Genomic DNA, 15965 nt, shown 5'->3' with positions numbered 1-15965 from the left:
GCCTCAGAAATCCGCTGTTCACCCTGATCCTTCAGAAAAAACTGCGGTAGCACCTGCCCGGCTTGGAAAAAACGCCAAGCCGCCCTTCCCTAGCATGTCTCCCATGCCCATCGGCCCGGAGACATCGCCATGCCCCTCGACCATCCCCTGCTGTTCAAATCGCTGTGCTATGTCGACGGCCACTGGCTGCACAGTGACGATGGCGCCAGCATCGCCGTGCACAACCCTGCCGACCAGAGTGTGATCGGCCACGTGCCGATGCTCGGTCAGGCGCAGATCCTCGCCGCGGTGGACGCCGCCCAGCGTGCTTTCGCCGACTGGCGCGAGCAGAGCCTGGAAGCCCGCGCGAGTCTGCTGCGCCGCTGGGCCGAGCTGATCCTGCAGCATCAGGAAGACCTGGCGCGCATCCTCAGTCAGGAGCAGGGCAAGCCGCTGGCCGAGGCGCGGGGCGAGATCCGCTACGCCGCCAGCTTCATCCCCTGGTTCGCCGAGGAGGCGCGCCGGCTCTACGGTCAGACTATCCCCAGTCATATCCCCGGTGCCCAGCTCGGAACGGTGAAGGAGCCGGTCGGCGTTTGCGCCCTGCTCACTCCGTGGAATTTTCCCAGCGCGATGATCACCCGCAAGGCCGCCGCGGCCTTGGCCGCCGGTTGCACCGTGGTGGTCAAACCGGCGCACGAGACGCCCTACTCCGCTTTTGCCCTGGCGCAACTGGCCGAGGAAGCCGGAATGCCAGCTGGCGTGTTCAACGTGGTGCTGGGCGAGCCGCAGATGGCCATGGAAACCCTGGTCAAGGACGTGCGAGTGCGCTCGGTGAGCTTCACCGGCTCGACCCGCGTCGGCAAGCTGGTGCTGCAGGCCGCCGCCAGCGATGTGAAGAAGGTGGCGCTGGAGCTGGGCGGCAATGCACCGCTGATCGTCTGCGCCGATGCCGATCTGGATCACGCCGTGCAGGTGGCGCTGGATGCCAAGTTCCAGACCTCCGGCCAGGACTGCTGCGCGGCCAACCGTATTCTGGTCGAGCGCCCCGTCTACGAGGATTTCCTGCAGCGTTTCGTCAAGGCCGTGCGCGGCCTGCGTGTCGGCCCCGGCCAGGATGAGCGCAACCAGATCGGCCCGCTGATGCACCAGGCGGCGCTGGACTCGACTGCCGCCCGGGTCACGGACGCCATCGAGCAGGGCGCGCGCCTGCTGGTCGGCGGCGAGCCCCATGCGCTGGGTGGCTGGTTCTGGCAGCCGACGTTGCTGGCCGATGTCACCGAGGCCATGCGCATCTACCGCGAAGAAAACTTCGCGCCCATTGCCGGCGTGCGTGCCTTCGACACCCTGGACGAAGCCGTGGCCATGGCCAACGACACCGAATACGGCCTGGCCGCCTACATCTGTTCCAACCGCGTGGATGTCGTCCACCCACTGATCCGTCGCCTCGACCATGCCATGGTCGCGGTCAACGGCAGCAAATTCACCGGCCATCCGATCCCCTTCGGTGGCATGAAAGCCTCCGGCCTCGGCCGCGAGGGCGGCACGGACGGCTTCGAGCCCTTCGTCGAAACCAAGTACTTCTGCATTCATCATCAGGGCCAACGTTACCCCTGAGGATCCGGAGTGCAGGCGGGAGGGGCAGTCCCTGCCTCGAGCGTGTGAATTACCTTTAACGCTACCTCAGCGAATTAGATGGAGATCGCCATGACCGACTACCAGAACCTGTTCGAGCAGGACCGTGCCCACTTCATGCACCCGTCCACCCACGCTCACGACCACGCCAGCGGCGCGCTCAAGGGCCGCATCATCACTGGCGCCTCGGGTATCCGTATTCGCGATCACGAAGGCCGCGAGCTGCTCGATGCCTTCGCCGGCCTGTACTGCGTGAACATCGGCTACGGACGCACCGAGGTGGCCGAGGCCATCTACAAGCAGGCCAAGGAGCTGGCCTACTACCACACCTATGTCGGCCACTCGACCGAGGCCATCATCGAGCTGTCGGCGCGCATCATCGACTGGGCGCCCAAGGGCATGAAGAAGGTCTACTACGGCCTGTCCGGCTCGGACGCCAACGAAACCCAGATCAAGCTGGTGCGTTACTACAACAACGTGCTCGGTCGCCCGGCGAAGAAGAAGATCATCTCGCGCCAGCGCGGTTATCACGGCTCGGGGATCATGACCGGCAGCCTCACCGGCCTGGCCAGCTTCCACCAGCACTTCGACCTGCCGGCAGCGGACATCAAGCACGTCGCCTGCCCGCACTTCTACAAGGCGCCGGCCGGCATGGACGAAGCCGCCTTCGTGCGCCATTGCGCCGAGGATCTGGAGCGTCTGATCCTGGCCGAAGGGCCGGACACCGTGGCGGCCTTCATTGGCGAGCCTGTGATGGGCACCGGCGGCATCATCGTCCCGCCCAAAGGCTACTGGCAGGCGATCCAGGCCGTGCTGGCCAAGTACGACATCCTGCTGATCGCCGACGAAGTGGTCTGCGCTTTCGGCCGTCTGGGCACGCCGATGGGCAGCCAGATGTTCGGCATGCAACCAGATCTGATCACCACCGCCAAAGGCCTGACCAGCGCCTATGCGCCGTTGTCGGCGGTGATCGTCGGCGAGAAGGTGTGGAACGTGATCGAAGAAGCATCGAGCCGCGACGGCGCCATGGGCCACGGCTGGACCTATTCCGGTCACCCGATCTGCGCCGCTGCCGCGCTGGCCAACCTGGATATCCTGGAGAAGGAAAATATCGCCGCCAACGCCGCCGATGTCGGCGCCTACCTCAACCAGCAACTGCGCCAGACTTTCGAAGGCCATCCGCTGGTGGGTGAAGTCCGTGGTATCGGTATGCTCGGCGCGCTGGAGTTCATGGCCGACCGCGAGGCGCGCACGCCCTTCGACGCATCGCTCAAGGTCGGCCCGCGCGTGTCGGCGGCGTGCCTGGAGCGCGGCATGATCGCCCGCGCCATGCCGCACGGCGACATCCTCGGCTTCGCCCCGCCGCTGGTGCTGACCAAGGCTGAAGCCGACGAAGTGGTGAGTATCGCCAAGGCGGCGGTGGATGCGGTGGCGAGCGAGGTGCTCTGAGCCGCTGCAGCCCGCAGGAGCGGTTGGGCGGTATTGCGCTTCAGCCGCAAGCTCCCTGCGCCCGCACATTTGGCGACGTTAAGAACGCGTCGCTGAAGTGCTTGGCGCAGAGAGCGCTACAGCACGCGTGGGAGGGGCTTCAGCCGCGACCGCCTGGACCCTGTCCCCGGATTGCATCCGGGCTACGTCGGTGTGCGTCGATAGCTCGCGGCGGAGCGCCGACGTCCATGGTGGGCTTTGTCGATCAGCGCTGCTTGTCCAGCTTGCGCAGGAACACGCTCATTTCCTTCTCGGCCTGCTTGTCGCCCTTGGCCTGGGCCGCAGCGATGCCCTGCTGCCAGGCCTGGCGTGCGCCGTTATGGTCGCCGCTTGCCTGCAGTGCCTTGCCCAGCAACTTCCAGGCAGCGGAATAGGCCGGGTCGAACTCGACGCAGCGTTGCAGGTGTTCGGCCGCCTGGGCGGCGTCGCCGCCATCGAGATGGGCCTTGCCCAGGCCGAAGCGCAGCAGGGCGTTGTCCATGCCCTTGGCCAGCATCTTTTCCAGTGCTTCTGTGCTCATGAACTTTTTCCGCTGATGTCGCCCGGACGCAATCCGCGCTTCGGTTTTGTTCAGAAGAACGTCAGGCCGGCCTGGAACAGGCGCTCGACGTCGCGAATGTACTTCTTGTCGACCAGGAACAGGATCACGTGGTCGCCGGACTCGATCACTGTGTCGTCATGGGCGATCAGCACCTGTTCGTCGCGGATGATGGCGCCGATGGTGGTGCTCGGCGGCAGGGCGATGTCTTCGATGGCGCGGCCGATGACCTTGCTCGATTTGGCGTCACCGTGGGCGATCACCTCCAGTGCTTCCGCCGCGCCACGGCGCAGGCTGTGCACGCTCTCGATATCGCCACGGCGCACATGGGTCAGCAGGGTGCCGATGGTGGCCAGCTGCGGGCTGATGGCGATGTCGATCTCGCCGCCCTGCACCAGGTCGACATAGGCCGGGTTGTTGATGATGGTCATCACTTTGCGCGCACCGAGGCGCTTGGCCAGCAGCGAGGACATGATGTTGGCCTCGTCGTCGTTGGTCAGGGCGAGGAAGATGTCGGCATCGTTGATGTTCTCCTCCACCAGCAGGTCGCGATCCGAGGCGCTGCCTTGCAGCACGATGGCGCTGTCGAGGTTTTCCGAGAGGTAGCGGCAGCGCGCCGGGTTCATCTCGATGATCTTCACCTGGTAGCGGCTTTCGATGGCCTCGGCCAGGCGCTCGCCAATATTGCCGCCACCGGCGATCACCACGCGCTTGTAGCTGTCCTCGAGGCGGCGCATCTCGCTCATCACCGCGCGGATGTGCGCCTTGGCGGCGATGAAGAACACTTCGTCATCGGCCTCGATGACGGTATCACCCTTGGGCATGATCGGCCGGTTGCGGCGGAAGATGGCCGCCACGCGGGTGTCGACGTTGGGCATGTGTTGGCGCAGCTGGCGCAGTTGCTGGCCGACCAGCGGGCCGCCGTAGTAGGCCTTGACCGCCACCAGCTGGGCCTTGCCCTCGGCGAAGTCGATCACCTGCAAGGCGCCGGGGTATTCGATCAGGCGCTTGATGTAGTTGGTCACCACCTGCTCGGGGCTGATCAGTACGTCGACCGGAATCGCCTCGTTGTCGAACAGCGCTTCGCGGGTCAGATAGGCGGCCTCGCGCACCCGGGCGATCTTGGTCGGCGTATGGAACAGGGTGTAGGCCACCTGGCAGGCGATCATGTTGACTTCGTCGCTGTTGGTCACCGCCACCAGCATGTCGGCGTCATCGGCGCCGGCCTGGCGCAGTACGGTGGGAAATGAGCCCTTGCCCTGCACGGTGCGGATATCCAGGCGGTCGCCGAGGTCGCGCAGGCGGTCGCCGTCGGTGTCGACCACGGTGATGTCGTTGGCCTCGCTGGCGAGGTGTTCGGCCAGGGTGCCGCCCACCTGGCCGGCGCCGAGAATGATGATTTTCACTGATCGCTCCGTTAGCTGTGGCTGGTCACAGCGGTCTTTATCAGCTTGGCATAGTAGAAGCCGTCGTGGCCGTCCAGCTGCGGCAGCAACTGGCGGCCATGGGCGGGCTGCAGGCCGAACTCGCCGGCGATGGCGACTTCCTGAGCATCTGCGGTGCGGGCCAGAAACGCGGCGATGGTTTCGCTGTTTTCCGTCGGCAGCACCGAACAGGTGGCGTAGAGCAGGATGCCGCCCGGTGCCAGGGTTGGCCATAGGGCGTCGAGCAGCTCGCCCTGCAGCTGGGCCAGGGCGGGAATATCCTCGGGCTGGCGGGTCAGCTTGATGTCCGGATGACGGCGGATCACCCCAGTGGCCGAGCAGGGCGCGTCGAGCAGAATACGCTGAAACGGCTTACCGTCCCACCAGGCGGCGGTGTCGCGGCCGTCGGCGGCGATTAGCGTGGCCTGCAGGTGCAGGCGCTCGAGGTTCTCGCGCACGCGTGTCAGGCGCTTGGCCTCCAGATCGACAGCGACCACCTCGGCCAGCCCAGGCTCGACTTCCAGCAGGTGGCAGGTCTTGCCGCCAGGGGCGGCGCAGGCATCCAGCACGCGTTGGCCGGGCGCCAGTTCGAGCAGGTCGGCGGCCAGCTGCGCGGCTTCGTCCTGCACGCTGACGCGGCCCTCCTTGAAGCCCGGCAGGCTGGTTACGTCGCAGGGCTGCAGCAGGCGCACGCCATCGCGGCTGAAGGTGCAGGGTTCGGCACCGATCCCGGCATCGCGCAGTTCTGTTAGATAGTCGTCGCGGCTGCCGTGACGGCGATTGACCCGCAGGATCAGCGGCGGGTGGGCGTTGTTGGCGGCGCAGATGGCCTGCCAATGCTCGGGCCAGTGCGTCTTGAGTGCCTTCTGCAGCCAGCGCGGATGGGCGGTATGCAGCACCGGGTCGCGATCCAGTTCGGCGAACAGGGCTTCATGCTCGCGCTGGGCGCGGCGCAGTACGGCGTTGAGCAGGCCCTTGGCCCAGGGCTTCTTCAGCGCACCGGCGCAGCCAACCGTCTCGCCGATGGCGGCGTGTTCGGGGATGCGGCTGTGCAGCAACTGGTAGAGGCCGATCAGCAGCAGCGCTTCGACGTCTTTGTCGGCAGCCTTGAAGGGCTTTTCCAGCAGCTTCTCAGCCAGCAGTTGCAGGCGCGGCTGCCAGCGTGCGGCGCCGAAGGCCAGATCCTGCGCCAGGGCGCGGTCGTGGTGCTCGACCTTGTCCAGCTGCGGCGGCAGGCTGCTGCCCAGCGAGGCTTTGCCCGAGAGCACGGCGGTCAGGGCGCGGGCGGCGGCCAGGCGTGGGTTCATTGGCCGACTACCAGGCCGGGGGTGAACTGCTCGCGGCGGCTGTTGTACAGATCACTGAAGGCCAGCGGCTTGCCGCCAGGCAACTGCAGGCGAGTCAGGCGCAGCGCACCCTCGCCACAGGCCACGGTCAGGCCATGTTTGTCGGCGGCAAGAATGCTGCCCGGAGCGCCCTTGCCCTCCCCGATCTCGGCGGCATGGACTTTCAGCGCATCGCCGCTGAGCGTGGTGTGGCAGATCGGCCAGGGGTGGAAGGCGCGTATCAGGCGCTCCAGTTCGACGGCAGGGCGGCTGAAGTCCAGAAGCGCTTCTTCCTTGTTCAGCTTGTGCGCGTAGTTGGCCAGCGCATCGTCCTGTACTTGGCCTTTCAGCGTACCCGCGGCCAGGCTGTCGATGGCCTGCAGCACGGCCTGCGGGCCAAGCTGGGCGAGGCGGTCGTGCAGGCTGCCGCCGGTGTCGCTGGCGCTGATCGGGGTGGTCACCTTGAGCAGCATCGGTCCGGTATCGAGACCGGCTTCCATCTGCATCACGGTGACGCCACTCTCGGCGTCGCCAGCCTGCACCGCACGCTGGATCGGCGCGGCGCCACGCCAGCGCGGCAGCAAGGATGCGTGGCTGTTGATACAGCCCAGGCGTGGGATGTCGAGCACCACCTGCGGCAGGATCAGGCCGTAGGCCACCACCACCATCAGGTCCGGCTTGAGCGCGGCCAGCTCGGCCTGTGCCTCTTCCTTGCGCAGGCTGGCCGGTTGGTAGACCGGGATGCCGTGCGCGGTGGCGAGCTGCTTGACCGGGCTGGGCATCAGCTTCTGGCCGCGACCTGCCGGGCGATCCGGCTGGGTGTAGACGGCGATGATCTCGTGCTGGCTGGCCAGCAAGGCCTTGAGGTGCTCGGCGGCGAATTCCGGGGTGCCGGCAAAGACGATACGCAATGAATCAGGCATGGGGGCTCGCTAAAATAAAAAAAGGCTTGCCGTAGCAAGCCTTCTGGCATCGGGTTCAAGCGCGCTGACGATGCTGTTTTTCCAGCTTCTTCTTGATGCGGTCGCGCTTGAGGCTGGACAGGTAGTCGACGAACAGCTTGCCGTTGAGGTGATCGCACTCGTGCTGGATGCACACAGCCAGCAGGCCTTCGGCGATCAGCTCGTAAGGCTGGCCATCACGGTCCAGTGCCTTGATCTTGACCTTCTGCGGGCGGTCGACGTTCTCATAGAAGCCGGGCACCGACAGGCAGCCTTCCTGGTACTGGTCCATCTCCTCGGTCAATGACTCGAACTCGGGGTTGATGAAAACCCGCGGCTCGGACTTGTCCTCGGACAGGTCCATGACCACCACGCGCTTGTGCACGTTGACCTGCGTCGCGGCCAGGCCGATACCGGGAGCGTCATACATGGTCTCGAACATGTCGTCGACCAATTGACGGATGGAGTCGTCCACGACGTCCACCGGTTTGGCGATGGTACGCAGGCGTGGATCAGGAAACTCGAGGATATTCAGGATCGCCATATGCGTTTGTGATGCACTTGTAGAATAAAGTCAAAATCCGCTGCTAAGATGATGAACAGCATTGAAAAACGGCTTCACGCCGCGTAATCAGCGGGTTTGGCACGCGGCGCTAGGGCGCTTTACGTGAAGGCACATAATAAAGGGATTCACCGTATGAGGAAATCACTACTCGCCCTGCTCCTGGCAGCTGGCGGAATGGTCCTGACCTGCATGGCTCAGGCCGCAGTGCAACTCAAGGACGGTCATCCGGACCGTTATACCGTGGTCAAGGGCGATACCCTCTGGGATATCTCCGGCAAATTCCTCAGCCAGCCGTGGAAGTGGCCGGAAATCTGGCACGCTAACCCGCAGGTCGCCAATCCGCACCTGATCTACCCCGGTGATATCCTCAACCTGGTCTACATCGACGGCCAGCCGCGCCTGATGCTCAACCGCGGCGAGTCGCGCGGTACCATCAAGCTGTCGCCGCAGGTGCGCAGCACGCCGATGGCCGAGGCAATCCCGACCATCCCGCTGGAGGCGATCAACAGCTTCCTGCTGAGCAACCGCATCGTCGATTCCCCGGAAGAGTTCAACGACAAGCCCTATGTCGTCGCGGGCAATGCCGAGCGCGTAGTCAGTGGTGCCGGCGATCGCATCTATGCTCGCGGCAAGTTTGATGAAGAGCATCCGGTCTACGGCATCTTCCGTCAGGGCAAAACTTACGTTGATCCAGAATCAAAAGAATTTCTGGGTATCAACGCCGACGACATCGGTACCGGCGAGATCGTTGCCGAGGAAGGCGATATCGGTACGCTGATTCTGAGCCGCTCGACGCAAGAAGTACGTCTGGGTGACCGCCTGTTCCCCACCGAGGAGCGTGCGATCAACTCCACTTTCATGCCCAGCGAGCCGGCTACTGAGATCAAGGGTGTGATTCTCGACGTACCGCGTGGCGTGAACCAGATCGGTCAGTTCGACGTGGTTACCCTGAACAAGGGGGCGCGTGACGGCCTGGAAATCGGCAACGTGCTGGCGGTTTACAGGACTGGCGAAACCGTCCGTGATCGCGTCACCGGTGAAAACGTGAAGATCCCGGATGAGCGTTCCGGCCTGCTCATGGTGTTCCGCACCTACGACAAGCTCAGCTACGGCCTGGTATTGCAGGCCAGCCGCCAGCTTGCGGTGATGGACAAGGTCCGCAACCCGTAACACCCGACGAGCCCCGCGAATGCGGGGCTCGTGCTTTCTGGCCGCCAGGATGGCGGCGTGGTTCATCAGGGAAGAGTCGCCATGTCTGCATCCTCCTCGTTTTCCCCCGCCGAGCTTGAAGCCCGCCTGCGCCTGCATCTGCTGCCGGAGCTGGGGCCGCGGCGTTTTCGCAAACTCCTGAGTGCTTTCGACAGTGCTTCGGCCGCGCTCAGTGCGCCGGCCAGTGCCTGGCGTGCCCTGGGCCTGCCGGCCGCTTGTGCCGAGCATCGGCGCAGTGCGGAAATCCGCGACAGGGCGCGTGCCACGCTGCAGTGGCTGGACGCGCCAGATCAGCATGTGTTGATGTGGGACGATCCGGCTTACCCGGCTTTGCTCGCCGAGTTGGCGGACGCGCCGCCGCTGCTGTTCGTCGCCGGTGAGCCACGCGTACTGGAGGCGCCGCAACTGGCGATGGTCGGCAGCCGGCGCGCCTCTCAGCCCGGCCTGGATAACGCGCGTGCCTTTGCCCGTAGCCTCGCTGCCGGAGGTTTCGTCATCACCAGCGGGCTGGCATTGGGTATCGATGGCGCTGCGCATCAGGGGGCGCTGGAAGGCAACGGTAAAACCGTGGCCGTGCTGGGCACCGGCTTGCAGTGCCTGTATCCGCGTCGCCATGTGGGGCTGGCGGCGCAGATCATCGAGCAAGGCGGCGCACTGGTCTCCGAGCTGCCGCTGGATTGTCCGCCGCAGGCGAGCAACTTTCCCCGGCGCAACCGGATCATCAGCGGTCTGTCTCTTGGTGTGCTGGTGGTCGAGGCCAGCCCCTCGAGTGGCTCGCTGATCACCGCAAGGCTGGCCGCAGAACAGGGGCGTGAGGTCTATGCCATTCCGGGTTCCATCCACCACCCGGGCGCGCGTGGCTGCCACCAGCTGATTCGAGATGGCGCCACGCTGGTGGAAAGCATCGAGCATATTCTCGAAGCCTTGCGTGGCTGGCAGGCGCCGGCTGCCCCTCCTGCGCCGATGCCGGTCGCTGAGGCTTCGCACCCACTGTTGGCCCTGCTGCATGCTGCGCCGCACAGCACCGAGGCATTGGTGCAGAGCAGCGGCTGGCCACTGGCAGAGGTTCTGGCGGCGCTGACCGAGCTGGAGCTCGATGGCCTGGTGTGCAACGAGGCCGGCTACTGGCTGGCACGCAGCCGAACCTGAACAGCTGCCCTGGGCCGTGGCAGGTCCCGACTGGCTTGGATAGACTGCCGCCCATCGATTCATTGGGAGACAGGCGATGGCCGGCAACTGGCAGATACAGCAAACGGCGCGTGTGGTGCGTGAGGGCGGCGTGATTGCCTATCCGACCGAGGCAGTCTGGGGGCTGGGTTGCGATCCGTGGAACGAAGAAGCGGTTGATCGCCTGCTCGCGCTCAAGGAGCGGCCCGTGCACAAAGGCCTGATCCTGGTGGCCGATGACATTGAGCAGTTCGACTTCCTGCTCGATGACCTGCCGGACGTCTGGCAGGAACGCCTGGCCGGCAGCTGGCCGGGCCCGAACACCTGGCTGGTGCCACACCAGAATCGCCTCCCCGAGTGGGTCACTGGCATGCATGACTCCGTCGCCCTGCGCGTCAGCGATCATCCGCTGGTGCGCGCGCTATGCCGCTACACCGGGCCGCTGATCTCCACCTCGGCCAACCCGGCGGGGCGCCCGTCGGCGCGTTCGCGGCTGCGCGTCGAGCAGTACTTTCCAGGGGAGTTGGACAAGGTGCTCGGTGGCTCATTGGGCGGACGCAAGAACCCCAGTCTGATTCGCGATCTGCGCACGGGTGATGTGATTCGCCCGTCCTGAAGAGCCAGAGAACTCGCGGCTAAAGCGCCTCCCTCCAGCTGACCCGACTGTGGGAGGGGCTTTAGCCGCGACTGTCTTAGTACTCTGAGTGCCTGTTCACGGCAGCAGGATGGTCGAGCCGGTGGTCTGCCGTGCGCTCAGTGCATCCTGGGCGGCGGCGGCATCTTTCAGCGCGTAGCGATTGCTGATTTCCACCTGCAGCTTGCCGCTGGCGATCATGCCGAACAGCTCATCGGCCATGGCCTGCAGGCGCGGGGCGCTGGTGGCGTAGCCGGCCAGGGTCGGGCGGGTGACGTACAGCGATCCCTTTTGCGCCAGGATGCCCAGGTTGACCCCGGTCACGGCGCCTGAGGCGTTGCCGAAGCTGACCAGCAGGCCGCGTGGCGCCACACAGTCCAGCGAAGTCTCCCAGGTGTCCTTGCCGACGCCGTCATAGACCACCGGACACTTGGCGCCGTCGGTCAGCTCCAGCACACGCTGCACGACGTTCTCATGGCTGTAGTCGATGGTTGCCCAGGCGCCCTGTTCCTTGGCGCGCGCCGCCTTTTCAGCCGAACTGACGGTACCGATCAGCTTGACGCCCAGCGCCTTGGCCCACTGGCAGGCGAAGGAGCCGACACCGCCAGCGGCGGCGTGAAACAGGATGGTTTCGCCGCCCTGGAGCTCGTAGGTCTGGCGCAGCAGGTATTGCACGGTCAGGCCCTTGAGCATCACTGCGGCGGCCTGCTCGAAACTGATGCTCTCCGGCAGCTTCACCAGCTTGTCGGCGGGCAGCACGTGCAGCTCGCTGTATGCGCCAAGCGGGCCGGTGGCGTAGGCCACGCGATCACCCACTTCGAGGCCTTCGACCTCGCTGCCGAGCGCCTCGACCACGCCAGCACCTTCTGTGCCCAGGCTCGAAGGCAGCGCGGGTGGTTGATACAGGCCGCTGCGGAAATAGGTGTCGATGAAGTTCAGGCCGATGGCCCGGTTGGCCACCCGAACCTCGCGCGGGCCCGGCGCTGCGGGCTGGTAGTCATGGTATTGCAGCACGTCGCTGTCGCCGTGCTGGCTGAACTGAATGCGCTTGGCCATCTCGGATTCCTTGTCTGATCGGCGCCGCTGCAAGCGGCGAAAGAGCCTATCCAATCGTCCCGATTGACCGACGTCAACTGCGGATGTACCAGGGTGAATGCTATGCTGCCCGCCGATTTCGACCTGCTCTCTGTTCAAGGTGCCGCCGTGACTGACCGTACCGAGGCCGTGAAGGCCTACCTGCTCGACCTGCAAGACCGCATCTGCTCTGCCCTGCAAACCGAAGACGGCCAGGCCGTGTTCATCGAGGATGCCTGGCAGCGTCCGGCCGGCGGCGGTGGCCGCACGCGGGTGATCGAGAACGGCGCGCTGATCGAGAAAGGCGGGGTCAACTTCTCCCACGTGTTCGGCGACAGCCTGCCGCCTTCGGCCAGCGCCCACCGTCCGGAACTGGCCGGACGCGGCTTCCAGGCCCTCGGCGTGTCGCTGGTGATCCACCCGGAAAACCCTCATGTGCCCACCTCGCACGCCAACGTGCGCTTCTTCAGCGCCGAGAAAGAAGGCGAGGAACCGGTGTGGTGGTTCGGTGGCGGCTTCGACCTGACGCCCTACTACGCCAACGAGGAAGACTGCGTGTTCTGGCACCAGGTCGCGCATGACGCCTGTGCGCCGTTCGGTGCCGAGGTGTACGCGAAGTACAAGGCCTGGTGCGACCGCTATTTCCACCTCAAGCACCGTGGCGAGCCGCGCGGTATCGGCGGGCTGTTCTTCGATGACCTCAACGAGTGGGATTTCGACACCTGCTTCGCCTTCATCCGCGCCATCGGCGATGCCTACATCCAGGCTTACCTGCCCATCGTGCAGCGCCGCAAGCTGACCCCCTTCGGTGAGCGCGAGCGCGAGTTCCAGGCGTTCCGGCGTGGCCGCTATGTGGAGTTCAACCTGGTGTTCGACCGCGGCACCCTGTTCGGGCTGCAATCGGGTGGGCGCACCGAGTCGATTCTCATGTCGCTGCCGCCGCACGTGCGCTGGGGCTACGACTGGAAGCCTGAGCCGGGTAGCGAGGAAGCGCGCCTGACCGAGTACTTCCTGACCGATCGCGACTGGCTTTCGGTCACGTAATGATCCTGTAGCCCGGATGCAATCCGGGGTAATTTAGCGACCGCTCCCGGATTTCATCCGGGCTACGAATTGGCGCCATTTCCCTGTAGGAGCCCGCTTGCGGGCGATATGGCCGCAGAGCGAATCGCCAGCAAGCTGGCGCCTACACAAACAGGATTTCCCATGGATCGTTACTGCGTCTTCGGCAACCCCATCAGCCACAGCAAATCACCGCTGATTCATCGCTTGTTCGCCGAGCAGACCGGCCAGCAGCTCGATTACCAGGCGCGCCTGGCGCCACTGGACGATTTCACCGGCAATGCCGGCGCGTTCTTCGTCGACGGCCTGGGTGGCAACGTCACCGTACCGTTCAAGGAAGAGGCCTTCCGCCTGGCCGATGAACTGACCGAGCGCGCTCGCCGCGCCGGCGCAGTGAATACCTTGAAGAAGCAGGCCGACGGTCGCCTGCTCGGCGACAACACCGATGGCGCCGGCCTGACCCGCGACCTGCAGGACAACGCCGGCTTCAGCCTGGCCGGCAAGCGCGTGCTGCTGCTCGGTGCCGGTGGCGCCGTGCGCGGCGTGCTCGAACCCTTCCTGGCGCAGAAACCAGCCGTGCTGGTGATCGCCAACCGTACCCTGGCCAAGGCCGAACAACTGGTGCGCGAATTCGCCGATCTCGGCCCGCTGGTTGCGGCCGGTTTCGACTGGATCGATGCGCCGGTGGACCTGATCGTCAACGGCACTTCGGCCAGCCTCGGCGGTGAGCTGCCGCCGATCGCGCCGGGGCTGATCCAGCCGGGTCACACGGTCTGCTACGACATGATGTACGCCAAGGAACCGACCGCCTTCAACCGCTGGGCCGCCGAACAAGGTGCGGCGCGTTGCCTCGACGGCCTGGGCATGCTGGTCGAACAAGCGGCCGAGGCGTTCGAGTTGTGGCGAGGCGTGCGCCCTGACACGGCGCCGGTGCTGGCCGAGCTACGCCGTCAGCTGGCGGGCTAGCGCGCATGGGTGAAGACGCGCTGCCGAGGATCAGGGGCTATCACGCCCACGTCTACTTCGACGCTGGCAGCCTCGACCAGGCACGGGCGTTGTGCGAAGAAGCCGCGCGGCGTTTCCCGTTGAAGATGGGGCGGATGCACGAGCGCCCGGTCGGTCCGCACCCGGACTGGAGTTGTCAGCTGGCCTTTCGTCCCGATCTGTTCGGCGAACTGGTGCCCTGGCTGATGCAGCACCGCGACGGACTCAACGTGCTGGTGCACCCGCTCACCGATGATGAGCTGCGCGATCATCGCGACTGGCCGCTGTGGCTTGGTCAGGTGCGTCCGCTGGATCTGAGCGTGCTCGCAGACGAGTAATGGCGGGAGCGAGCTGCCTGGCTCAATCCTCGAACTGTACCGGACAGTGCTCGGCGCCTTCGAGTTTGAGGATTTCCTCCACCACCTGCGGGCGTGCCTGGCGCAGCACCAGGCTGCGCTGCTGCCCCTGCAGGCGGCGCGCCTCCTGATGCAGCATTTCCACCCCGGCGTAGTCGATGAAGTTGATGTGCCGCGCGTCGATCACCAGGCGTTGCCCGCGGCTGCGCTGCAGCAGCTGCTGGATGTACTGGCAGGCGCCGAAGAAGATCGAGCCGTCGATGCGCAGCACCTCGTCGTCGCCGTCGTGCCACAGGCGCACACGCGGCTGCGAGGTGCGCTTGAGGTAGAAGAACAGCGAGGCCAGCACGCCGGCGTAGATCGCCGTCTGCAGTTCCAGCACCAGGGTCGCGGCGAAGGTCAGCAGCATCACCGCGAACTCAGAGCGGCTGACCCGGCGCAACGCGCGGATCGCCGGCAGATCCACCAGGCCCCAGCAGATCAGCAGGATGCCGGCCGCCATCACCGGCAGCGGGATATGTGTCAGCAGCGCCGCGCCGAACACCGCGAACAGCGCCACCAGCAGCGCCGAGAACACCCCGGCCAGCGGCGTACGGGCGCCAGCCTGCAGGTTCAGCGCCGAGCGGGTGAAGGAGCCGGCCGACAGCGAGCCGGAGAACCACGGGCCGATGATGTTGGACAGCCCTTGGGCGCGAACTTCCTGGTTGGCATCGAGGAATTGGTGTGATTTGACCGCCAGTGCGCGGGCGATGGACAGGCTGGTGACCAGCCCGAGCATGCCGCAGGCCACTGCCGCCGGCAGCAGGCGCAGCACATCGTCGAGATCGAAACTGAGCATCGTCAGCGGCGGCAGGCCGCCGGCGAAGGGCGCCACCAGGGCGATTTCATCGGCGAAACGCGCAGGCAACAACCAGGCCAGCAGGCTGCCACTGACCAGGCCGATCAGCAGCGCGGGCAGTTTCGGCCACAGGCGGCGCACGGCCAGGCTGAGCAGCAGGGTGAAGGCCGCCAATGCCACGCTGGGCCAGTGCGCCTGCGGCAGGTGCTGGCCGATCTGCAGCAGGCTGGTCAATGCCGTGGGTTGGCTGTCGACCTCGACGCCGAGCAGATTGGGCATCTGCCCGATGGCGATGACCAATGCCGCGCCGAGGGTGAAGCCGAGCACCACCGATTGCGAGACGAAGTTCACCAACGCGCCGAAGCGCAGCAAACCGAGCAGCCACTGGAACAGCCCGGCGAGAAAGGTCAGCAGCAGGATCAGGGCGATGAATTCGTCGCTGCCCATGCGTGCCATGGGGCTGACGCTGGTGAACAGGACGATGGAAATGGCCGCGGTCGGTCCGCAGATCAGGTGCCAGGACGAGCCCCACAGGCAGGCGATGATCACCGGCACTATGGCGGCGTACAGGCCATACTCGGCCGGCAGGCCGGCAATCAGCGCGTAGGCCAGTGACTGTGGCAGGGCCAGGATGGCGCCGGTCAGGCCCACCAGCAGGTCATTGCCGAAGGTCTTGCGACTGGTGCCGGGCAACCAGCGTAGAAACGGCAGCAGGGTCTGTTGGTCAGGTAGGCGCATTGGTTAGG

At 65.5% G+C, this 15965-nt stretch carries 15 protein-coding genes; 8 read left to right on the top strand and 7 right to left on the bottom strand.

Translation table 11 applies throughout. The annotated features are described in order from the left end of the window. Nucleotides 1-129 precede the first annotated feature (129 nt). Both ACN8M7_RS06045 and ACN8M7_RS06040 read left to right on the top strand, forming a co-directional pair. Nucleotides 130-1596 carry an NAD-dependent succinate-semialdehyde dehydrogenase gene (locus ACN8M7_RS06045; RefSeq protein ID WP_490260114.1) on the top strand — a complete coding sequence of 489 codons (1467 nt, stop codon included), beginning with the start codon at nt 130-132 and terminating at the stop codon, nt 1594-1596. A gap of 90 nt (nt 1597-1686) precedes the next feature. Then, on the top strand, nt 1687-3063 hold the full coding sequence (locus tag ACN8M7_RS06040; RefSeq protein WP_490260113.1) for an aspartate aminotransferase family protein: 1377 nt from the start codon (nt 1687-1689) through the stop codon (nt 3061-3063). A 244-nt stretch (nt 3064-3307) separates the two neighbouring features. Here ACN8M7_RS06040 and ACN8M7_RS06035 read toward each other — a convergent pair whose 3' ends face one another. Genes ACN8M7_RS06035 through def form a run of 5 tightly spaced genes read right to left on the bottom strand, consistent with a single transcriptional unit; the run spans nt 3308 to nt 7874 of the window. Next, nucleotides 3308-3622 (bottom strand): tetratricopeptide repeat protein, encoded by a 315-nt coding sequence (locus ACN8M7_RS06035; RefSeq protein ID WP_490260112.1) that lies wholly within the window; start codon nt 3620-3622, stop codon nt 3308-3310. Between the two features lie 50 nt (nt 3623-3672). After that, nucleotides 3673-5046: a Trk system potassium transporter TrkA gene (gene trkA, locus ACN8M7_RS06030; protein ID WP_061238878.1), complete on the bottom strand. Its 1374-nt coding sequence runs from the start codon at nt 5044-5046 to the stop codon at nt 3673-3675. 11 nt (nt 5047-5057) lie between these two features. After that, nucleotides 5058-6371 carry a 16S rRNA (cytosine(967)-C(5))-methyltransferase RsmB gene (rsmB, locus tag ACN8M7_RS06025; protein ID WP_490260111.1) on the bottom strand — a complete coding sequence of 438 codons (1314 nt, stop codon included), beginning with the start codon at nt 6369-6371 and terminating at the stop codon, nt 5058-5060. Then, entirely contained in the window at nt 6368-7312 is a 945-nt protein-coding gene (fmt, locus tag ACN8M7_RS06020) for a methionyl-tRNA formyltransferase (protein WP_490260110.1), read from the bottom strand. The genes rsmB and fmt overlap by 4 nt, the downstream gene beginning before the upstream one ends. Before the next feature lie 55 nt (nt 7313-7367). Continuing rightward, complete coding sequence (gene def, locus ACN8M7_RS06015) at nt 7368-7874, bottom strand: peptide deformylase (RefSeq protein WP_061238881.1); 507 nt, start codon at nt 7872-7874, stop codon at nt 7368-7370. Nucleotides 7875-8027: 153 nt separating this feature from the next. Here def and ACN8M7_RS06010 point away from each other — a divergent pair, with 153 nt between their 5' ends. From ACN8M7_RS06010 to tsaC, 3 genes are all read left to right on the top strand, one after another. Then, the gene (locus ACN8M7_RS06010) at nt 8028-9065 is read left to right on the top strand and encodes a LysM peptidoglycan-binding domain-containing protein (RefSeq protein ID WP_061238882.1); all 1038 of its coding nucleotides are present in this window, start codon (nt 8028-8030) and stop codon (nt 9063-9065) included. Nucleotides 9066-9146: 81 nt separating this feature from the next. Beyond that, on the top strand, nt 9147-10253 hold the full coding sequence (gene dprA, locus ACN8M7_RS06005; protein ID WP_490260109.1) for a DNA-processing protein DprA: 1107 nt from the start codon (nt 9147-9149) through the stop codon (nt 10251-10253). Nucleotides 10254-10329: 76 nt separating this feature from the next. Beyond that, entirely contained in the window at nt 10330-10887 is a 558-nt protein-coding gene (gene tsaC / locus ACN8M7_RS06000; protein ID WP_490260108.1) for an L-threonylcarbamoyladenylate synthase type 1 TsaC, read from the top strand. A gap of 96 nt (nt 10888-10983) precedes the next feature. Here tsaC and ACN8M7_RS05995 read toward each other — a convergent pair whose 3' ends face one another. After that, nucleotides 10984-11961, bottom strand: a complete 978-nt coding sequence (locus ACN8M7_RS05995) for an NADPH:quinone reductase (RefSeq protein ID WP_490260107.1) — start codon at nt 11959-11961, stop codon at nt 10984-10986. 147 nt (nt 11962-12108) lie between these two features. Here ACN8M7_RS05995 and hemF point away from each other — a divergent pair, with 147 nt between their 5' ends. The 3 genes from hemF (at nt 12109) to ACN8M7_RS05980 (ending at nt 14363) form a co-directional block, all read left to right on the top strand. Next, complete coding sequence (gene hemF / locus ACN8M7_RS05990; protein ID WP_490260106.1) at nt 12109-13023, top strand: oxygen-dependent coproporphyrinogen oxidase; 915 nt, start codon at nt 12109-12111, stop codon at nt 13021-13023. A 162-nt stretch (nt 13024-13185) separates the two neighbouring features. Next, complete coding sequence (aroE, locus tag ACN8M7_RS05985; protein WP_061238886.1) at nt 13186-14007, top strand: shikimate dehydrogenase; 822 nt, start codon at nt 13186-13188, stop codon at nt 14005-14007. Nucleotides 14008-14012: 5 nt separating this feature from the next. Continuing rightward, entirely contained in the window at nt 14013-14363 is a 351-nt protein-coding gene (locus ACN8M7_RS05980) for a DOPA 4,5-dioxygenase family protein (RefSeq protein ID WP_490260105.1), read from the top strand. A 22-nt stretch (nt 14364-14385) separates the two neighbouring features. Here ACN8M7_RS05980 and ACN8M7_RS05975 read toward each other — a convergent pair whose 3' ends face one another. After that, nucleotides 14386-15957 carry a SulP family inorganic anion transporter gene (locus ACN8M7_RS05975; RefSeq protein WP_490260104.1) on the bottom strand — a complete coding sequence of 524 codons (1572 nt, stop codon included), beginning with the start codon at nt 15955-15957 and terminating at the stop codon, nt 14386-14388. Nucleotides 15958-15965: the final 8 nt, after the last annotated feature.

It is taken from the genome of Pseudomonas spartinae, from assembly GCF_965197125.1.
Classification (GTDB): Bacteria; Pseudomonadota; Gammaproteobacteria; order Pseudomonadales; family Pseudomonadaceae; genus Aquipseudomonas; species Aquipseudomonas composti_A.
The sequence above is the reverse complement of the archived record's forward strand: the minus strand, read 5'-3'. Positions and strand labels throughout refer to the sequence as shown.